Origin of the sequence: Prosthecodimorpha staleyi, assembly GCF_018729455.1 — a bacterium.
GTDB lineage: Bacteria > Pseudomonadota > Alphaproteobacteria > Rhizobiales > Ancalomicrobiaceae > Prosthecodimorpha > Prosthecodimorpha staleyi.
In genome coordinates this window covers 70,990-90,235 of sequence record NZ_JAHHZF010000011.1, presented here as the reverse complement: position 1 = coordinate 90,235, position 19,246 = coordinate 70,990, and the positions used below count along the sequence as shown (strand labels likewise).

General features: G+C 67.7%; 16 protein-coding genes. 12 read left to right on the top strand and 4 right to left on the bottom strand.

All coding sequences use genetic code 11. The features are described 5' to 3' along the window. The first annotated feature begins 146 nt into the window (after positions 1 to 146). A complete protein-coding gene (locus KL771_RS21035; protein ID WP_261970475.1) occupies positions 147 to 1,565 on the top strand; it encodes an RtcB family protein in 1,419 nt (472 codons plus the stop codon). Positions 1,566 to 1,654: 89 nt separating this feature from the next. Here KL771_RS21035 and KL771_RS21030 read toward each other — a convergent pair whose 3' ends face one another. The 3 genes from KL771_RS21030 to KL771_RS21020 form a co-directional block, all read right to left on the bottom strand. After that, a complete protein-coding gene (locus KL771_RS21030; protein ID WP_261970474.1) occupies positions 1,655 to 1,894 on the bottom strand; it encodes a CDGSH iron-sulfur domain-containing protein in 240 nt (79 codons plus the stop codon). Between the two features lie 133 nt (positions 1,895 to 2,027). Next, complete coding sequence (locus KL771_RS21025; RefSeq protein ID WP_261970473.1) at positions 2,028 to 2,720, bottom strand: ribonuclease HII; 693 nt, start codon at positions 2,718 to 2,720, stop codon at positions 2,028 to 2,030. 62 nt (positions 2,721 to 2,782) lie between these two features. Beyond that, positions 2,783 to 3,436 (bottom strand): DedA family protein, encoded by a 654-nt coding sequence (locus KL771_RS21020; RefSeq protein WP_261970472.1) that lies wholly within the window; start codon positions 3,434 to 3,436, stop codon positions 2,783 to 2,785. Positions 3,437 to 3,642: 206 nt separating this feature from the next. On the opposite strand from KL771_RS21020, the gene ade reads away from it, so the two are divergent. From ade to glyS, 11 genes are all read left to right on the top strand, one after another. Next, positions 3,643 to 5,436 carry an adenine deaminase gene (gene ade, locus KL771_RS21015; RefSeq protein WP_261970471.1) on the top strand — a complete coding sequence of 598 codons (1,794 nt, stop codon included), beginning with the start codon at positions 3,643 to 3,645 and terminating at the stop codon, positions 5,434 to 5,436. A 46-nt stretch (positions 5,437 to 5,482) separates the two neighbouring features. Further along, on the top strand, positions 5,483 to 5,998 hold the full coding sequence (locus KL771_RS21010) for a DUF721 domain-containing protein (protein WP_261970470.1): 516 nt from the start codon (positions 5,483 to 5,485) through the stop codon (positions 5,996 to 5,998). Between the two features lie 651 nt (positions 5,999 to 6,649). Then, positions 6,650 to 7,801: a DGQHR domain-containing protein gene (locus KL771_RS21005; protein ID WP_261970469.1), complete on the top strand. Its 1,152-nt coding sequence runs from the start codon at positions 6,650 to 6,652 to the stop codon at positions 7,799 to 7,801. Positions 7,802 to 7,851: 50 nt separating this feature from the next. Next, positions 7,852 to 8,598 carry a DsbA family protein gene (locus KL771_RS21000; protein ID WP_261970468.1) on the top strand — a complete coding sequence of 249 codons (747 nt, stop codon included), beginning with the start codon at positions 7,852 to 7,854 and terminating at the stop codon, positions 8,596 to 8,598. A gap of 93 nt (positions 8,599 to 8,691) precedes the next feature. Then, positions 8,692 to 12,150: a chromosome segregation SMC family protein gene (locus tag KL771_RS20995; protein WP_261970467.1), complete on the top strand. Its 3,459-nt coding sequence runs from the start codon at positions 8,692 to 8,694 to the stop codon at positions 12,148 to 12,150. Positions 12,151 to 12,604: 454 nt separating this feature from the next. Beyond that, a complete protein-coding gene (locus tag KL771_RS20990) occupies positions 12,605 to 12,910 on the top strand; it encodes an AtpZ/AtpI family protein (protein ID WP_390867362.1) in 306 nt (101 codons plus the stop codon). Between the two features lie 188 nt (positions 12,911 to 13,098). Further along, entirely contained in the window at positions 13,099 to 13,857 is a 759-nt protein-coding gene (locus KL771_RS20985; RefSeq protein WP_054358560.1) for a F0F1 ATP synthase subunit A, read from the top strand. 87 nt (positions 13,858 to 13,944) lie between these two features. Next, a complete protein-coding gene (locus tag KL771_RS20980) occupies positions 13,945 to 14,169 on the top strand; it encodes a F0F1 ATP synthase subunit C (RefSeq protein WP_054358559.1) in 225 nt (74 codons plus the stop codon). 146 nt (positions 14,170 to 14,315) lie between these two features. After that, positions 14,316 to 14,867 carry a F0F1 ATP synthase subunit B gene (locus KL771_RS20975; protein ID WP_261970465.1) on the top strand — a complete coding sequence of 184 codons (552 nt, stop codon included), beginning with the start codon at positions 14,316 to 14,318 and terminating at the stop codon, positions 14,865 to 14,867. A 9-nt stretch (positions 14,868 to 14,876) separates the two neighbouring features. After that, positions 14,877 to 15,368, top strand: a complete 492-nt coding sequence (locus KL771_RS20970; RefSeq protein WP_054358558.1) for a F0F1 ATP synthase subunit B family protein — start codon at positions 14,877 to 14,879, stop codon at positions 15,366 to 15,368. A 288-nt stretch (positions 15,369 to 15,656) separates the two neighbouring features. After that, positions 15,657 to 17,933: a glycine--tRNA ligase subunit beta gene (glyS, locus tag KL771_RS20965; RefSeq protein ID WP_261970464.1), complete on the top strand. Its 2,277-nt coding sequence runs from the start codon at positions 15,657 to 15,659 to the stop codon at positions 17,931 to 17,933. Between the two features lie 570 nt (positions 17,934 to 18,503). Here the strand turns inward: glyS and KL771_RS20960 are convergent. Continuing rightward, on the bottom strand, positions 18,504 to 19,028 hold the full coding sequence (locus tag KL771_RS20960) for a VOC family protein (protein WP_261970463.1): 525 nt from the start codon (positions 19,026 to 19,028) through the stop codon (positions 18,504 to 18,506). Positions 19,029 to 19,246 lie beyond the last annotated feature (218 nt).

Sequence of the window (19,246 nt, the reverse complement as noted above, 5' to 3'; positions counted from 1 at the left end):
CGTCCGCCCGGGAGCGCACCTTCCCAACGGTTTGCGGGCCGGCGCCGGGGCATGGCCGCGTTCCGGACGGTTGCCTTCCGCGGTCATTCAAGGCACATTCAGCACGCTCGGACTATCGCCGGGATCACCTTCTGAGGATCCGCGATATGAGCATTACCGGACATCAATTGATCGAATGGGGCTTCGCGCCGGGCATCTGGTTCAAGGATGCGCTGCCGGTGGCCAATCGGCTTGCGGCCGAGGGCGCCGACGAGACGGCGATCCGGGCCGCCGTCGCCGGAATGGCGCCGCCCGCGACCGTGCCGCTCAAGGCGGCCGGTGCGGTCGCCTACCACCTGAACATCGAAGCCGAACATCCCCACGAGGTCGACAACATCGCGGCCGTCGAGCGCCACATGGCGGCGCTGATGCGCCTGCCGACGGCGGTTGCCGGCGCGATCATGCCGGATGCCTGTCCGGCCGGTGCCGCGCTCGGCACGATTCCCGTCGGCGGCATCGTGGCGACCGAGAACGCCATCCATCCGGGCATGCACTCGGCCGACATCTGCTGCTCGGTGGCGATCTCCGTGCTGGGCGATGTCGATCCCAGGCGCGTGCTCGATCTCGGCATGGTGCTGTCGCATTTCGGACCCGGCGGCCGCGCGCCCGACCGGCGCATCGCGCCGCCGGACGAGGTGATCGCGCGCTTCGACGGCAATCCGTTCCTGTCCGGCCTGCAGCAGCCGGCCGCGGAGCATTTCGGCACCCAGGGCGACGGCAACCATTTCTTCTTCGTCGGTCGGCTGAAGTCGACCGGCGCGGTCGCGATGGTCACCCATCACGGGTCGCGCAAGCCCGGCGCCATGGTCTACAAGCGCGGCATGACGGTCGCCGAGCGCTGGCGCCAGACGCTGTCGCCGGAGACGCCCGAGCACAATGCCTGGATCCCGGCGGAGACCCACGAGGGCCGCTACTACTGGGAGGCCCTGCAGACGATCCGCGCCTGGACCAAGGCCAACCATTGGGCGATCCACGACCTCGTGGCGGACGCGCTTCAGGTCACGCCCGAGGACCGCTTCTGGAACGAGCATAATTTCGTCTTCCAGCGCACGGACGGCCGCTACTACCACGCCAAGGGGGCGACCCCGGCCTGGGCCGATTTCGCGGCGGATTCGAGCGGGCTGACGCTCATTCCGCTGAACATGGCCGAGCCGGTGCTGATCACCCGCGGCCGCGACGCGGCCCACGGGATCGGCTTCTGCCCGCACGGCGCCGGCCGCAATTTCGGCCGGCGCGAGCATATGCGCCGTAACGCCCATCGCGCCGAGGCCGATATCCTGGCGGAGGAGACGAAGGGCATCGACGCCCGCTTCTACGCCGGCATCCCGGATCTGTCGGAACTGCCGAGCGCCTACAAGGACGCCAAGGCGGTACGCCGCCAGATCGAGCGCTTCGGTCTCGCCGAGGTGGTCGATGAGGTCGTGCCCTACGGCTCGATCATGGCCGGCGACTGGGAGCGGCCGCATCGCGAGAGCCGGATCGCCGCCAAGGCGGCGCGCCGCGAGGGCGATGCGGCAGCCGGATGAAGTGCGGCGGCGCGCTTTCCCGACCGGGTGCCCGCGCCGCCCGTCCGGCCCGCCCGGAAGAGGGTGGCGCGCCGGCCCGGACGTCAGGATCAAAGGGCCTTGTGGCTGCCGTCGCACATGGTCGGCGACTTGGTCGCCTTGCAGCCGCAGAACCAGGCCTTGCCGTCCTTGTCCGACACCCATTCGACCGGCGTGAGGCCGGTGCCCTCATGGGAGCCGTCGCAGAAGGGCTGGTTGGCCGAGCGCCCACAGGCGCACCACCAATAGGACTCGCCCTTCACGACTTCGACCGGGTAGGGCGCCTTCTGTGCAACGACGGGCTCGGTCATGACTTCCCCCTGATGGCATCGGATGACCAACCGGCATCCGGTCCGTGATTGTTCCGACTGCGAATTGGAACAATTCCAGGGAGGTTACCGCAGCGTCGCGGTCTTGTCTGTTCATGCCGGTCGAACAGACGGTTCACACCAGACGGGGCACGGACGCGTTCGCCGGCACCGGCGCCACGAGGCTCTTGACCGGTTCGAAACTGCGCCGGTGATGGGCGGAGGGGCCGAGCGCCAGGATGGCGGCGCGATGGGCGGCGGTGCCGTAGCCCTTGTGGATATCGAAGCCGTAGCCCGGGCACTGCTGCGCCAGCCGGACCATCAGCCGGTCGCGCGTCACCTTGGCGACGATCGAGGCGGCCGCGATCGAGAGCGAGCGGGCGTCGCCCTTGACCACCGCCTCGCCCGGGCAGCAGAGGCCCGGCGGCACGTCGAGGCCGTCGATCAGCGCGAAGGCCGGCGCCTCGCCAAGCGCCCGTACCGCCTGCGCCATTGCCCAGAGTGTCGCGCCGCGGATGTTGAGCCGGTCGATCCGGGCGACCGACGCACAGGCGACCGCGACCTGGTGGCCGGCGCAGATGCGTTCGAACAGAAGCTCGCGCGTCACCTCGTCGAGCTTCTTGGAATCGTCGAGCCCGTCGGGAATCGAGGCCGGGTCGAGCACCACCGCGGCCGTGACCACCGGCCCGGCGAGTGGCCCACGCCCGGCCTCGTCGACCCCGCAGACCGGCGCGCCGCGGGCCAGATCCCGGGCGACGCGGCGTTCGATCGTCAGATCGGGGCCACGGGCCAAGTCGAACAGGGCGGGCGATTCGGAACGTCTGGCCATGACCGGGATGCTGGCCCGCCGCGCTGCGCGTCGCAACGGGGACTGCCGGTTGGCCTCGGTCCTCAGGTGCCGCCGTCCGGCCTGCCATTGCCGAGAATACGCGGTGCATATCGGCGAACGGCGACGACCGCGCCAAGAATGACGGCGCCGAGCACGAGGCCGATCACCACGGCGCTGGTTTCGTTGCCCGACCGGAACTGGTCGATCAGGATCGTCACGGCGGCGCCGGGGAGGATCAGGACCGGAATCCAGAGGACGGCCGAGCCGATATTGGCCATCTGGAAGGCGGCCGGCCGCATTGCCAGCATGCCGGCGGCGAGCGGGATGGTGGCGCGCAGCGGTCCGATGAAGCGCCCGAAGAAGACCGCCGCCCAGCCCCACCGCGTGAACACCCGCTCGGCCGCCGCCAGCAGATGCGGGCGCGTCCGGAACGGCGGATAGCGCCGGATTTCGGGACCGAAGCGCCGGCCGAACCAGTAGCTGATCGAATCGCCCAGCACGGCGCCGACCGTTCCCCCGATCCACAATTCCCAGAACGAGATCACTCCGGCGCCGACCAGCGCCCCGGCGGCGATCAGTACGCCCGTCGCCGGAACCAGCATGCCGATGAAGGCGAGGGATTCGCCGAAGGCCAGCAGCGCGAACACGACCGTGCCCCAGGCCCGGTTGGCGGCGATGAAGGCGAGGACGGCATCGATCGACCAGTCGGCAGGCATGGCGGCTTCCGGTGGGGACTGCATCCCGGGATACCGTGACGTAGTCCAGCCCCACGCCGCCGTCCAGGGGCACCCAGCCCGGACGACCGCGCCGCCGCCGCCGCGCGCCGGACGGTGCGGCGACCCGCCCGCCGCGGGGCGCTGACGCGCGGCGGCGGCTCGGCTATTGTCGGCTGAGACAAGAGAGAACGCGAGGATGGCCGCCGATGACCCTGAAACCCTGGAGCGAATGCGCTGCGCGGCTCGTCGACGTGGCCACCGGCCGCAGCCCGGCCGACATGGTCGTGCGCGGTGCCCGCTGGGTGAACGTCCATTCCGGTGAGATCCTCGGCCGGCGCGACGCGGCGATCGCGGCCGGGCGCTTCGCGGCGATCGCCGAGGATCTGTCCTATGCGATCGGCCCGGACACCGTCGTGGTCGAGGCCGACGGCCGCTACATGATGCCGGGCCTGTGCGACGCCCACATGCACGTCGAATCCGGCATGGTCACCGTCACCGAGTTCGCCCGCGCGGTCATCCCGCACGGCACCACGTCGATGTTCATCGATCCGCACGAGATCGCCAACGTGCTCGGCCTGCCGGGCGTCCGGCTAATGCACGACGAGGCGCTGACGCTGCCGGTCAATATCTTCGTCCAGATGCCGAGCTGCGTCCCCTCCGCGCCCGGTCTGGAGAATGCCGGCGCGGCCATCGGCCCGGCCGAGGTCGCCGAGGCGATGACCTGGCCGGGCATCGTCGGGCTCGGCGAGATGATGAACTTTCCGGGCGTCGCCGCCGCCGACGCGCGCATGCTCGGCGAGATCGCCTCGACCATGCAGGCCGGCAAGACGGTCGGCGGCCACTATGCCTCGCCGGATCTCGGCCGCAACTTCCTCGGCTATGTCGCCGGCGGGCCGGCCGACGACCACGAGGGCACGCGGCTGGTCGATGCCGTCACCCGGGTCCGCCTCGGCATGCGTGCCATGCTGCGGCTGGGCTCGGCCTGGTACGATGTCGCCAGCCAGATCAAGGCGGTCACCGAGCTCGGCCTCGACGCGCGCAACTTCATCCTGTGCACCGACGACAGCCATTCCGGCACGCTGGTCCATGACGGCCACATGAACCGTGTCGTGCGCCATGCCATCCAGCAGGGTTGCAAGCCGGTCACCGCGATCCAGATGGCGACGCTCAACACCGCCGCCCATTTCGGCCTGGAGCGGGAGCTCGGCTCGATCGCGCCCGGCCGCCGCGCCGACCTGATCCTGACCTCCGACCTCGTCACCCTGCCGGTCGAGACCGTGATCGCCCGCGGCACGGTGGTCGCCGAGCAGGGCCGGCTCGTCGCCGAAATCCCGCCCTACGCCTATCCGGAAACGGCCCGCGGCACGGTCAAGCTCGGCCGCCCGCTGTCGGCCGCCGATTTCGAGGTCGCGGCGCCGGCCGGCGCCGGCGAGGAGGTCGAGGTCCGAGTCATCGGCGTGGTCGAGAACCAGGCACCGACCCGCGCGCTAACCCGCCGGCTGCCGGTCCGCGACGGCAAGGTCGAGACCGACCCCAAGGAGGATGTCTGCCGCATCGCGCTGGTCGAGCGCCATCGCGGCCTCGGCACGCTGACCAACGGCTTCGTGCACGGCTTCGGCTACGACCGGCCCTGCGCGATCGCCTCCACGGTCGCCCATGACAGCCACCACATGATCGTGGTCGGCACCGATCGCGACGACATGGCCCGCGCCGCCAACCGGCTCGGCGAGGTCGGCGGCGGCGTGGTGTGCATCTCCGGCGGCGAGGAACTGGCGCTGGTCGAACTGCCGATCGCCGGCCTGATGTCCGACGAGCGCGCCGAGATCGTCGCCGAAAAGGCCGCCAAGCTGGTCGCCGCGATGCAGCTGTGCGGCTGCCGGCTCAACAACGCCTATATGCAGCACTCGCTCCTGGCCCTGGTGGTCATCCCCGAACTGCGCATCTCCGACATCGGCCTCGTCGACGTGACTAGGTTCGAGAAGGTGGAGCTGTTCGTCTGAGGGGCGTCCCCTTGCATCCGCGCGGGCCGGCCCGCATCCTGGGCCCATGTCCGAACCCGATGCCAAGGCGAACCGATACGGCGCGCGCCCCGTCGCCGACCTGATCCCGGCCCTGATGCGGCCGGCAGCCAAGCGGCGCGGCTTCGCGTCGGTCGACTTGGTCGCCTATTGGGCCGACATCGTCGGGGCCGCCTATGCGGACTGCACGCGGCCCGAGCGGCTCGCCTGGCCAAAGCGGATCGAGGATGGCGGCGAGCAGGCCTACGAGCCGGCGACGCTGACCGTGGCAGTGGAGGGTTCGCGCGCCCTCCTGTTCCAGCACGAGGCCGCCGACATCGCCCGGCGCATCAATGCCGTCTATGGCTTCAAGGCTGTCGGCCGCATCCGCATCGTGCAGAAGCCGATCACCCGGATCGCCGTCGAGCCGTCGCCGCGTCCGCGCGCGCTCTCGCCGGCCGAGGAGAAGCGCCTCGCCGCCAGCCTCGACGGCATCGAGAACGAAGGCCTGAAGGCCGCCCTGGAACGGCTCGGCCGGGGCGTGCTCGCCGGTGGAAGTACATAGTGTGCGAGAGATATTGGTTGTAAAACGAGGTCGGACTTATTACGATTCATAATTGCACCTAGTTTTGACACGTTAATCGACCTGCTTGAAGTTGGGTAATTTATATGATTGCAGGGATTGAAGTGTATCTCAGGTCAATGTTCGGGAGGTGCGCATCGCTGTGCAATAGTGATGCCTTTAGAAATTTTTTAGCTTGTGGATCAGAAGTTTTATTTATTGCGTTTATATCTTGTCTTCCGATTTTTGTGAATGCATTCGTAGTTATATACTCTAGTGAGAGTTTAAGTGATTGGTCGGATTTGCTTGCCAGGACTGTAGGTAAGGGACAGTTATGGATTTATTCAATATCGACAGCTGCAACTGTTCTGTGGCTTTCGATTCATGTTGGTCGTATTGTAGTGAAAACAATATTCGTCATATTTTGTATTTCAATAGTTACCATAGTTTGTATTATAACCGTTATTGATTCTGATCTCAATAAAGTCAAAAACTTGTCTCTTGTAAATATGAGTATGTTTATATTTTTCATAATCAATGTCTTGTATGTTATTCTGCTTATAATTTCGAGAAAGGCTCCACCGTCCGTATCGGAATCTATTGGTAGCGGTGTCAACGCGTTGCGGCGCAGAGTCAAATCAAGGGCCAACCAAGATGCTTGATTTACGGGAGCCTCATCGCTCTATTAGATTAAAGGCTCTTAAAGTCTGTCAGCCAATAGGTGATTTTTATTTAGCTGTCATAGGCTCTAGCGCGCTTTATGAAATCGCAAAGTTCGACGTACGAAGATTAACTCAGAGACAAGGTATAGACGATTTTCTGGGCATCCAGAGGGAGGTGTCCAGCTCGCGCTTAAAAGAGCTAAAGACATATATTAGTTCTCCAGATGCAACCTTCCCAACATCTATTGTCGTTTCTATAGATGAGCGATGCGCAAAATTTGTTGAGAATGAGCTGGGTTGCGGAGAGTTAGTGCTATCTAACTATATTGATCCTGAAGATAAGGATCTTGATATACTATATCAAGACATTGCAAAAATAATTGATGGACAACATCGAATTAAGGCGTTTGAAGATGGTCACAATCCAAATTTTATACTATCTATTTCAGTATTTATTGGTGCCGATATAGCAACTCAAGCGGAGATTTTTTCAACAGTCAATCTTGCTCAAACGAAAGTCAATAGAAGCCTCGTTTATGATCTATTCTCGCTCGCAAAGACGCGGAGTCCGGAGAAGACGGCCCATGAGATTACAGTTCTTCTTGATTCAGATGAGGGGAGCCCATTTTTCCGTCGCATAAAGCGACTTGGAGTAGCAACAGAAGGTAGGTATGGTGAGGTTCTTTCTCAAGCTACAGTAGTCCGTGGAATACTAATGTTGATAACGCGAGATGCTTACACAGATAGGCTTACGGGAAAACGTGAGAGGATTTGGGCTTCTGATAGAAATGAAGATAGTAAATATATTTTCAGGCAATTCTTTATCGAAGGTAATGATGATATAATATACATAAATATGATAAACTACTTCAATGCAGTTAGAGAGTTGTGGCCGCTCTCGTGGTCTGGTGAGGGGCGCGGAAACATTCTGCCAAGAACGAATGGTTACATCGCCCTTATGAGATTTCTACGCATTGTATACAGTAATGCCGAGAAATCTGAAGGAGTTGTGTCAACGCAGAAGTTCACGGAGGCACTTAGGCGCACCCATTTAAGCGATGGTGACTTTGTCGCAACAAGATTCGTTCCTGGTACGGGAGGTGAGACGGCTCTCTTTAGAGCATTGAAAGAAGGCGTGAGCTGATCTGACGGCAACGTGACCCCGTCGCCCATGGTTTCGCCATCTTCCGCCCGTTGCGTGGCGGCGGCATTCGCGCGATGGTCCGCCCCGGATGGCCCGGCCGGCGACGGCTGGCCGGTGACCTGCGCGCCTCAACAAGGAACGATACCGCGATGCTTACCCGCCGCCGCTTCATCGCCCACACCGCCATCGCGCCCCTCGCTGCGACCGCTCTCGGCGGCTCGGCCTCATTCGCCTTCGCCCAGGCGGGCGTCGACGTGGCCGAACTGATGCAGCCGGGTCCGCTGCCGGAGAAGTGGCTCGGCGACGAGAAGGCGCCGGTGACGGTCGTCGAATATGCCTCGATGACCTGCGGCCACTGCGCCAACTTCCACAAGACCGTTCTTCCCTACATCAAAGAGAAGTACATCGACACCGGCAAGGTGCGGATGATCATGCGCGAGTTCCCGCTCGATCCGCTTGCCGCCGCTGCGTTCATGCTTGCCCGTTGCGCACCGGAAGACAAGTATTTCGACATGGTCTCGCTCTTCTTCGAGCAGCAGCCGGCGTGGACCCGGACCGACAAGCCGGTCGACGCGCTGCTCGCGCTGTCCAAGCAGGTCGGTTTTACACCGGATTCTTTCAAGCAATGCTTGACGAATCAGACCCTCCTGGATGGTGTGAACGCCGTGAAGGATCGCGGCGCCGACAAGTTCAAGGTCGACGCGACGCCAACCTTCTTCGTGAACGGCATGCGCGCCAAGAATTTCCAGTCGACCGACGGGGTCGACAAGACGCTCGCGCCGCTTCTGAAGAGCTGACGTCGCAACCGAGCCGCGGTCCGTCCCGGACATGACCGGGGCGGCCGGCCGGCCATGCTCCGGCGCGCCGCCCGGGTGCGGAGTGGGCGCCTCGTGAAATTCACCAAGCTCCGGCTCGTCGGGTTCAAGACCTTCGTCGAGCCGACCGATTTCCTGATCGAGACCGGCCTCACCGGTGTGGTGGGGCCGAACGGCTGCGGCAAGTCCAACCTTGTCGAGGCCATGCGCTGGGTCATGGGCGAGAATTCCTACAAGAACATGCGCGCGTCCGGCATGGACGACGTGATCTTCTCCGGCAGCCACCAGCGCCCGGCCCGCAACGCCGCCGAAGTCGTCCTGTTTCTCGACAATGCCGACCGCCGGGCACCGGCCGCATTGAACGGCCACGACCTGTTGGAGGTCTCGCGCCGGATCGAGCGCGAATCGGGCTCGGTCTACCGGATCAACGGCAAGGACGTGCGCGCGCGCGACGTGCAGATGCTGTTCGCCGACGCCTCCACCGGCGCCCGTTCGCCCGCCATGGTGCGCCAGGGCCAGATCGGCGAGCTGATCGCCGCCAAGCCGACCCAGCGCCGTGCCATCCTGGAGGAGGCGTCGGGCATTTCCGGCCTGCATTCGCGCCGCAACGAAGCCGAGATCCGGCTGCGCGCCGCCGAACAGAACCTGGAACGGCTCGAAGACGTGCTGACCCAGATTGACGGCCAGCTCGACGGCCTCAAGCGCCAGGCGCGCCAGGCCTCCCGTTATCGACTTCTGTCGGCCGAGATCCGCCAGTCGGAAGCGGCCATCGCCTGGCTGAAATGGGTCGCCGCACGCGAGCAGCTGGCCGAGGCCGAAGCCGCGCTGGCAGAGGCGGAACGGCGTCAGGCCGAGGCGGCAGCGGCGCAAGGCCAGACGGCCCGCGATCAAGCCGTGGCCGCCCATGACCTGCCGGCCTTGCGGGAGGCGCATGCGGCCGCGGGGGCGACCCTTCAGCGGCTCAGACTGGCCGTCGGCGAGATCGAGGCCGAGGGCAGGCGGGTGCGCGAGCGGCTGGCGGAAATCGACCGCCGTCTGATCCAGTTGGCGGAAGATCGCGCGCGCGAGGAGCGACTTGCCGGCGAAACCGGCGATGCCGTCGCCACCCTCGACGCCGAGGCGGCGGATTTGACCATGGAGGCCGAGGACGACGCCGAACGGGCCGCGGAGCTGGCCGACGGTCTCGCGGAGGCCGAGGCCCGGCTGGCCGAGGCGGAGGCCGAGGAAAGCGCCCTGCGCGGCGTCGCGGCCGATGTCGTCGCCCGCCGTGCCGCCTTGGAGCGCGAGGCCGCCGCCGCGGCGCAGCGCGTCGCACGCCTCGCCGACCAGACGGCAATGGCCACCTCCGAGCGCGATGCCCTGGCCGCGCAGGTCGCAGCGCTGGATGGATTGTCGCTGGAGCGCGAAGCCGCCGAGGCTGCCGCAGAGGCGGCCGAGACGGCCGAATCGGTCGCGCAGGAGGCCGAGGAGGCCGTCCGCAGCGCGCGGGCGGCCGCCGACCGGGCGCGCGGGCCGGTCGGCGAGGCCGAGCGCGCGCTCAACCGGTTGGAGACCGAGGCGCGCACGCTGTCCGGTCTGCTCCAGGTCGACGGCCTCGATCTGTGGCCGCCGGTGATCGATCAGATCGAGGTCGAGCCCGGCCTGGAGGCCGCTCTGGCCGCCGCGCTCGGCGACGATCTCGATGCCGGCACCGATCCGGCCGCGCCGGTGCATTGGCGCCAACCCGGCGCCGTCGGTGCGGACCCCGTCCTGCCGGCGGGGACGGAACCGCTTGCCGCCCACGTCAGGGCGCCCGCCCTGATGGCGCGCTGTCTCGCCCAGGTCGGTCTGGTGGAGGCCGCCGACGGTCCGGCGCTGCAGAAGCGTCTTGCGGCCGGCCAGCGTCTCGTCTCGCGTGCCGGCGATCTCTGGCGCTGGGACGGTCTGGTCATGGCCGCCGGTGCCCCCACGGCCGCGGCCCAGCGCCTGTCGGGCCGCAACCGGCTGGCCGCGCTCGAAGGCTTGGTCGAGACGGCGAGGGCCACCCATCAGGCTCTGAAGGCGGCGGCGGATCAGGCGCGGATGGCGATCGGCGCCGCCGAGGCGCGCGAGCGCTCGGCCCGGGAGACCCTGCGCGACGTGCGCCGCAAGGCCGAAGCGGCCCGGGACGCGCTGATCCGGGCGGAACGCGCGGCCGGCGAATGCGCCACGCGCCTGGCCGGCGCGGAGGTCGCCCTGGCCCGCCTCGTGGTCGAGGCGGCCGAGGCCGCGGAGGCGGTCGCGACGAGCCGCGCCGCCTTGGAAGCCCTTCCGGTATCCGCAGGTCTCGAGGAGCGGCTGGCCGGGCTGCGGGCCGCGGTCGCCACCGCGCGCGCCGAGGCGGTCGAGCGCCGCGCCGCCGCCCAGGGCCTCGCCCGGGAGGCGGATCTGCGACGTCGCCGGCTGGAGACGATCGCCCGCGAGCGTGCGGCATGGCTCGTCCGGGCCGAGAATGCGCGCGGCCAGCTGTCGGTCCTCGATCGTCGGCGTGAGGAGGCCGAGATCGAGAAGGAGGCGCTGGTCGACCGGCCCGACGAACTCGCGGCCCACCGGATCGCGCTCGGGGGCGAAATCGCCCGGGCCGAAACCGGGCTCGTCGAGGCCGCCGAGGCCCTCGCTGTCGCCGAGCGGCATGGCAAGGAGACCGACCGGATCGCGCGGGCGGCACTGGAGGCGCTATCGGCCGCGCGCGAGACCCGCGGCCGCGCCGAGGAGCGCCAGGCGGCGGCGCGCGGCCGGGCGGCCGAAATCGAACGGACGATCGCCGAGACTTTCGAGACGGCGCCCGCGGGGCTCGCCGCATTGGCCGGGCTCGACCCCGCCGCGCGTCGGCCGGATCTCGGAGCCCTCGAAACCCGACTGGAGCGTGTGAAGATCGAGCGCGAAAAGCTCGGCGGGGTCAATCTGCGCGCCGACGACGAGGCGCGCGAGGTCGAGACCCGGCGCGATACGCTGGTCGGCGAGCGCGACGACCTGATCGAGGCGATCAAGCGCCTGCGCCAGGGCATCGCCAGTCTGAACCGCGAGGCGCGCGAGCGGCTGATGGCGGCGTTCGAGACCGTCAACGGCCATTTCCGCTCGCTCTTCACCCATCTCTTCGGCGGCGGCACGGCCGAGCTGCAGCTGGTCGAGTCCGACGATCCGCTCGAGGCGGGCCTGGAGATCATGGCCCGGCCGCCCGGCAAGAAGCCCTCGACCATGACGCTGCTCTCCGGCGGCGAGCAGGCGCTGACCGCCATGGCGCTGATCTTCGCCGTGTTCCTGACCAATCCGGCGCCGATCTGCGTGCTCGACGAGGTCGATGCGCCCCTCGACGACGCCAATGTCGAGCGCTACTGCGATCTCCTCGACGACATGAGCCGGCGCACCGACACCCGCTTCGTGGTCATCACCCACAACCCGATCACCATGGCGCGGATGGACCGCCTGTTCGGCGTCACCATGGCCGAACGCGGCGTCTCGCAGCTCGTCTCGGTCGACCTCGAACGGGCCGAACGCTTCCTGGAAGCGGTCTGACCGCGCACTCTCCGGTGGCCGGCTGCCGTCCCGACGCTGCACTGCGGCAACTTCGACCAATTGCGAGGGTGCGGAGCCGTGCGGCGAATTCGTCGCAAACGGTGTTCGTCTCGTGAAATCAATGAGATAATAGATAATCGGCGATCCTTGACAGGCTCCTGACGGGAAACTATGGTGCCGCCGGCTTCGGGGTGGCGTCACGTCGTCTTGTCCATGCTGACCGCATGCGTGAACCGAAGGGGCGGGAACCCGTTCTTTCGGTACGGCATGGTGTCGAATGGATAGAGAGCGGGGTGAGGCAATGTCCGCAGACCAGTCCTCCGGGGATCGGGGATCGCAAGATCGCGGATCGGACGCGACCGATCGGAGCCGCCCAGCGGGTCCGCCGGGGGCGCCGGATCGGGCGGAATTCGACGATCGGCTGAAGCGGCTCGAGCGCGAGCTCGACGCGCGGATGCCGGCCAAGACGGCGCAAGCCGGCGGGCCGGCACGGCAAGGCGGCGGTTTCGCCGAGGCGCTGAAGGTCGGGTCGGAATTCGTTGCGGGCGTGCTGGTCGGCGCTGCGATCGGGTATGGCATCGACTGGGTGGCGGGAACGCGGCCCTTCGGCCTGATCCTGTTCCTGATGCTCGGTTTTGCCGCCGGGGTGCTCAACGTCCTGCGCTCGCAGGGCGCCATCGCCCAGCCGACCGAACGGCTCCGCAAGCGCGGGTCCGATGCGGATGGCGGACCGGGTGCCGGCGGCGCGACGAAGGGCTGATCGGTCTGGTGCCGATCGTTCGGACCGGGCGCGGCCAAAGAATTCGGATGCCATCGGCGTCCGCATCTGCTAGCGCTTCGCGCGCTTGACGTTTCGAGGAGCCGATCGCGGGCCGCAGCCCGCCGGTCGGCTCCGATCATGTCGGAGGCGGGGTCCGTCGGGCCCCCAATGGTTGCGAGGACCGAGCGGTGGCGAGCGAGAAGGTCGATCCACTTCACCAGTTTGCGATCGTGAAGATCCTTCCGATCAAGGTCGGCGGTCTCGACCTGTCCTTCACCAATTCCGCGCTGTTCATGGTCCTGACGGTCGCCGCGATCACGCTGTTCGCCACCTGGGCGACCACGAGCCGCGCGCTGGTTCCGGGCCGCGCCCAGTCGGTCGCCGAGATGCTCTACGAGTTCGTCGCGACCACGCTGAGGAATGCGGCCGGCCAGGAAGGCATGAAATTCTTCCCGCTCGTCTTCTCGCTGTTCTCCTTCGTGCTGTTCGCCAACCTGTTCGGCATGGTGCCCTACTTCTTCACCGTGACCAGCCACATCATCGTGACCTTCGCGCTCGCGATGGTGGTCATCCTGACGGTGGTCGGCTACGGCATCTGGCGGCACGGCCTGCACTTCTTCGGCCTGTTCGTGCCGCACGGCGTGCCGATGGCGCTCATTCCGCTGGTCACCGCGATCGAGGTCATCTCGTTCCTCTCGCGTCCGATCAGCCTCTCGGTCCGTCTCTTCGCCAACATGCTGGCGGGCCACATCACCCTCAAGGTTTTCGCCGGCTTCGTCTTCTCGCTCGGTGCGCTGGGCGGCATCGGCGTCGTCGGTTCGCTTCTGCCGCTGGCCATGACGATCGCGCTGACCGCGCTGGAGTTCCTGGTCGCGTTCCTGCAGGCCTACGTGTTCACCGTGCTGACCTGCATGTACCTGAACGACGCGGTGCACCCGGGCCACTGAGCCCGGGCGCCCCGCCGAGAGCCTAACCCATCCACGATCCCCAATCCGATCGCGAGATCGCCGGATCACCCAAGAAGGAGCATCGACATGAACGCTGACGCTGCCGCTCTCATCGGCGCTGGTATCGCTTGCCTGGGCATGGGCGGCGCCGGCATTGGTCTCGGCACCATCTTCGGCAACTACCTCGCGGGCGCCCTGCGCAACCCGGCGGCTGCCGACGGCCAGTTCGGCCGCCTGATCTTCGGCTTCGCCGTGACCGAAGCGCTGGGCATCTTCTCGCTGCTCGTCGCGCTGCTGCTCCTGTTCCGTTGATCGATCCGCGGCCGTTGCCGCCGAGGCCGGTTCCCTTGCGGGACCGGTTGCGGCGGCGGCCGGCCGGCACCGGCAAGAAGACCGTATTCGGCTCCCCCGACTGATCGGGGCGGGCCGAATCCGTCCATCCTCCTCCGGGGACCATCATGGCTCAGACTCCCACGACTCATGCCGAGGTCGGCCACGGCGGCGGCGAGGCGCATGCCGGCGGCTTCCCGCCGTTCGATTCGTCGACCTTCGCCTCCCAGCTGCTCTGGCTCGCGATCACCTTTGTGGCCCTCCTGTGGGTCGTCTCCAAGGTGATCCTGCCCCGGATCGGCGGTATCCTGGAGGCGCGCAGCGACCGGATCGCGCGTGATCTGGCCGAGGCCCAGCGCCTCAAGGCCGAGACCGACGCCGCGCTCGCCGCCTATGAACAAAGCCTCGCCGCCGCCCGCACCCGGGCGCAGGCGATCGCCACCGAGACCCGTGCGGCACTCAACGCCGACATGGACGCCAAGCGTGCCGCTGCCGAGGCCTCTCTGGGCGCCCGGCTGGCGGAAGCCGAAACCCGCATCGGCGAGATCAAGGCGCGCGCCCTGGGTGAGGTCGGCTCGATCGCGATCGAAACCGCCGAAGCTCTCGTGTCGGCGCTGACCAGTGTGTCGGCGAGCCGCGACGAGGTCGCCGGTGCCGTCGGCACCGCGATGGCCAAGTGAGGACGACCGATGGACGCGACAGGTTACGCTAGCTTCTGGGCCTTCGTCGCCCTGGTGATCTTCCTGGTTGCCATGGTGGTCCTCAAGGTGCCGGGCAAGATCGCCGGTGCCCTCGACGACCGGGCCAAGAAGATCGACGACAACCTTGCCGAGGCCGCGCGTCTGCGCGCCGAGGCGAGCGCGCTTCTGGCCGAATACAAGGCCAAGACGGCCGGCGCCGAAGCCGAGGCGGCCAAGATCGTCGAGGAGGCCAAGGCCGAAGCCGCGCGCCTCACCGCCGAAGCCACCAAGTCGCTCGAAGAGATGATCGCCCGCCGGACCAAGGCGGCTGAAGCGAAGATCGGCCAGGCCGAGACCCAGGCGCTTGCCGAAGTCCGCGCCCGTGCGGCGGATGTCGCCGTCGAGGCTGCCACGGCGCTTTTGGCCGTCAAGGTCAAGGGCGATGTGGCCGATGCGCTGGTGCGCAACGCGGTTTCCGACGTGCGTGCCAAGCTGGCCTGAACGCCGCTCGGTTTCGATCCCGACAGGCCCGCGTCCGGTAACGGTCGCGGGCCTTCGTATTTTCCGGGCCGTGTTTGCGGATCGTGTTTTTCGGGCCGTGCTTTTCGGGCGCCCTGGGGCTGACAAAGCGGCGCCGCGGGGCTAGACGAGAACCGTCCCGAGGTGCGGCCTCGTCGCGCGCCTGCGGGCGTTGCGTCCTCGCGCCCGTCCGCCCTCGGTCGCGCCTGCCCGCTTGCGGGCCGGACGTTCCTTCGCGCCTGAGCCGGCGCCCTGCCGTGAGCCATGACCATGCCCGATCTGCTGCTCGAACTCTTTTCCGAAGAAATCCCCGCGCGCATGCAGCGCAAGGCCGCGGAGGACCTCAGGAAGGCGATCACGGACGGTCTGGTCGCGGCGGGTCTCCTCTACGAGGGCGCCAGGGCCTATGCCACGCCGCGCCGCCTCGCCCTGCAGGTCACCGGCGTCCCGGCCCGCTCGCCCGACCAGACGGAAGAGAAGAAGGGGCCGCGCGTCGGCGCGCCCGAGGCCGCCCTGCAGGGCTTCCTGAAGGCGGCCGGCCTCGCCTCGATCGACGAGGCGGAGATCGTCGCCGACGCCAAGAAGGGCGAGTTCTACGTCGCCCGCCAGAAGAAGCCGGGGCGGGCGGCGATCGACGTGATCGCCGATCTGGTGCCGCAGGTGGTGCGCAATTTCCCCTGGCCGAAGTCGCAGCGCTGGGGCACCGGATCGCTGCGCTGGGTGCGGCCGCTGCATTCGATCGTCTGCACCTTCGGCCCGGAGACCGAGGAGCCCGACATCGTTCCCTTCGAGATCGACGGCATCCGTTCCGGCAACGTCACCTACGGCCACCGCTTCATGGCGCCCGGCCCGATCACGGTGAAGCGCTTCGAGGATTATTCGGCCAAGCTGCAGGCCGCCTACGTGATCCTCGACGCCGACCGGCGCAAGGATATCATCCTGCACGACGCCAAGGATCTGGCGCTCGCGCAGGGCCTCGAACTGATCGAGGACGACGGCCTCCTGGAAGAGGTCGCCGGGCTGGTCGAGTGGCCGGTCGTGCTGATGGGCGCCTTCGAGGAGGCCTTCCTGGCGGTGCCCGGCGAGGTCATCCGCGCGACCATCCGCGCCAACCAGAAATGCTTCGTGCTGCGCTCGCACCATGTCGACCAGCGCCTCGCCAACCGCTTCATCCTGGTCTCCAACATCATCGCCAGCGACGACGGCGTGGCGATCACGGCCGGTAACGGCCGGGTCGTCCGGGCGCGCCTGTCCGATGCGCGCCATTTCTGGGAGACCGACCAGCGCGACCTGCCGGGCTATGGCGACCGCGGCCTGAAGCCGCTCGACCAGCGCCTCGCCAAGATGCGCGACCTCGGCATCGTCTTCCACGAGAAGCTTGGCACCCAGGCCGAGCGCATCGACCGGATCGTCCGGCTCGCCCGCGACCTGGCGCCGGCCGTCGGCGCCGATCCCGATCTCGCCGCCCGCGCGGCGACGCTCGCCAAGGCCGATCTCCTGACCGAGGTGGTCGGCGAGTTCCCCGAGGTGCAGGGCCTGATGGGCGGTCGCTACGCCGCACTGCAGGGCGAGGACCCGGCGGTGGCGCGTGCGATCGAGGACCACTACCGGCCGCAGGGGCCGTCCGACCGCGTGCCGACCGATCCGGTCGCGATCGCGGTCGCGCTGGCCGACAAGCTCGATACCCTGATCGGCTTCTGGGCCATCGACGAGAAGCCGACCGGCTCCAAGGACCCCTACCAGCTGCGCCGCGCCGCGCTCGGCGTGATCCGGATCCTGCTCTCGAACGGCGTGCGGCTGCCGCTGCTGGCCGCCATGCCAGCGCCGTTCGGCGAGATCATGCTCGACAAGCGCCTGGTCGCGGTCGACCGGCAGATGGACATTGCCGACGAACTGGCTTCGGCCGGCGTTCCGGAAACGATCATGGTCGCCCTGCGCGAGCGCCTGCTGGCGCCGGTCGCCGACCCGCGCGCGGTCGAGTCCTATGCCGAGGCGACCGTGCAGGAGGCGTGGCTGAAGAGCCTCGATCTGCTCGCCTTCTTCGCCGATCGCCTCAAGGTGCAGCTGCGCGAGCAGGGCGCCCGGCACGACCTCGTCGACGCCGTCTTCGCGCTCGGCGGTCAGGACGACGTGGTCTCGATCGTCCGCCGGGTCGAGGCCCTCGGCGGCTTCTTGGCGGGCGAGGACGGGCGCAACCTGCTCGCCGGCTATCGCCGCGCGGTCAACATCCTGAAGGCCGAGGAGAAGAAGGACGCCGCCGCGGTCACCGGCGCGGTCGATGCGGGTCTCCTCGCCGAGGCCGAGGAGCAGGCGCTGGCCGCCGCGATCACGTTGGCTGCGCCGGCGGCCGCCGCGGCCGTGGCGCGCGAGGATTTCGCCGCCGCCATGACGGCACTGTCCGCCCTGCGCGCGCCGGTCGACGCCTTCTTCGACAAGATCCTGGTCAATGCCGCCGACCCCGCCCTGCGCCTCAACCGCCTCCGCCTCCTCGACCAAATCCGCGCTGCCTGCCACGCCGTCGCCGACTTCTCGAAGATCGCGGGGTAGGGCCGCCAGGGCCCGAAGGGGCGATGCCGCCAAGGCGAACCGCCGATCCTTCGGTTCCTTCCCCTTCGCCCCCTGCCAAGGGGGAGAAGGTGCTCGAAGGGCGGATGAGGGGGCCTGGATGCCGCGGCGACCGCAAAATTGCCGGTCCGGGCAAGGGCTTGGACACCAAATCTGGCGGCCTGATCTGGCGCTTCGGACCGCCCGTTCACCGTTCTGCCGCGCGATCGCCCCCCTCATCCGCCCTTCGGGCACCTTCTCCCCCCTTTGTTTGGGGAAGGGGATAACCTGTTGAGGGATTGTGCAGAGGTGGCCCGCAGATCCTTCGGTTCCTTCCCCTTTGCCCCTGCCAAGAGGCAGAAGGTGCCCGAAGGCCGGATCTAGCTGCTCGCTACATTCGAGATCAAGCGGCGGCCCGACGGGGCGCAGGGTGCAGTGGTCCGCCTGCAGGTCAGTCGGGGATACCGACGCGGGATTGGCCGCGCCGGCGCGAGGAAAACGGTTCGCGGTCCGGCTTGGCCGTGATCGTCCCGGAAAAGATCGGACGCCGAAAGGTCTGGCGGCGCTGCCCAGTCAATCGGGCAGCCGGACGGCGCCGGTCTCGTCGAAGCTCCAGAACGGGTTGTGGGCGACCTCCCAGAGATGGCCGTCGGGATCGGCGAAATAGGCCGTGTAGCCGCCCCAGAAGGCCTTGCTTGGCGGGCGGGTGACGCGGGCGCCGGCGGCGGCGGCGCGGGTCATCACGGCCTCGACCTCGGCCGGGGATGCGACGTTGCAGGCGACGGTGACGGCCGAAAAGCTGCCCCGGCCTCCGGGGCTCTCGCGGCTTCCGGGCTCCTGGCCCCCGGACCGCTCGCCTTCCGGTGCCGTGCCGTCCGGTCGAGCGCCGTCCGAGGGCCCTGCGGTGCCGGTCAGGCCGGCATCCTCGGCCAGGGCCGCCCGGCCGAACACCGACAGGACCAGCGCACCGACCTGGAAGAAGGCGACCGCCCCGGCCACGCTCTGCGCCGAGCGCACGAAGCCGAGCCGCTCGTAGAACGCGGCGCTCGCCTCGACATCGTCGACACCGAGCGTGATCAGATGAATGCGCGGGACCATGTCCGTCTCCTGCCAACCGTTGCCCGTCCGATCCGGGCCTCTGTCTCAATGCCGAAGCCGTTCCGATACGGCTGCCGTTTCGATACGGGGGCCGGCCCGTACGGCTGCTGGCGCGTACGGTGCTGGCGCGCGGGCGCCGGGCGACGGCGACACCCGCCTCCGCTCCCGCCGGTTGCCGCCATCCGGTCCCGCCGTGCCGCCGCTCCGTCCGGGACGAC

Bases quoted from the DNA above. Each gene is read 5' to 3' on its own strand.
- KL771_RS21010 (WP_261970470.1), top strand. From the start codon at position 5,483: ATGTCCGAACCCGATGCCAAGGCGAACCGATACGGCGCGCGCCCCGTC.
- ade (WP_261970471.1), top strand. From the start codon at position 3,643: ATGACCCTGAAACCCTGGAGCGAATGCGCTGCGCGGCTCGTCGACGTG.
- KL771_RS20990 (WP_390867362.1), top strand. From the start codon at position 12,605: ATGCCGGCCAAGACGGCGCAAGCCGGCGGGCCGGCACGGCAAGGCGGC.
- KL771_RS20960 (WP_261970463.1), bottom strand. From the start codon at position 19,028: ATGGTCCCGCGCATTCATCTGATCACGCTCGGTGTCGACGATGTCGAG.
- KL771_RS20975 (WP_261970465.1), top strand. From the start codon at position 14,316: ATGGCTCAGACTCCCACGACTCATGCCGAGGTCGGCCACGGCGGCGGC.
- KL771_RS21020 (WP_261970472.1), bottom strand. From the start codon at position 3,436: ATGCCTGCCGACTGGTCGATCGATGCCGTCCTCGCCTTCATCGCCGCC.
- KL771_RS21025 (WP_261970473.1), bottom strand. From the start codon at position 2,720: ATGGCCAGACGTTCCGAATCGCCCGCCCTGTTCGACTTGGCCCGTGGC.
- KL771_RS20980 (WP_054358559.1), top strand. From the start codon at position 13,945: ATGAACGCTGACGCTGCCGCTCTCATCGGCGCTGGTATCGCTTGCCTG.
- glyS (WP_261970464.1), top strand. From the start codon at position 15,657: ATGCCCGATCTGCTGCTCGAACTCTTTTCCGAAGAAATCCCCGCGCGC.
- KL771_RS21005 (WP_261970469.1), top strand. From the start codon at position 6,650: ATGCTTGATTTACGGGAGCCTCATCGCTCTATTAGATTAAAGGCTCTT.
- KL771_RS20970 (WP_054358558.1), top strand. From the start codon at position 14,877: ATGGACGCGACAGGTTACGCTAGCTTCTGGGCCTTCGTCGCCCTGGTG.
- KL771_RS21035 (WP_261970475.1), top strand. From the start codon at position 147: ATGAGCATTACCGGACATCAATTGATCGAATGGGGCTTCGCGCCGGGC.
- KL771_RS21030 (WP_261970474.1), bottom strand. From the start codon at position 1,894: ATGACCGAGCCCGTCGTTGCACAGAAGGCGCCCTACCCGGTCGAAGTC.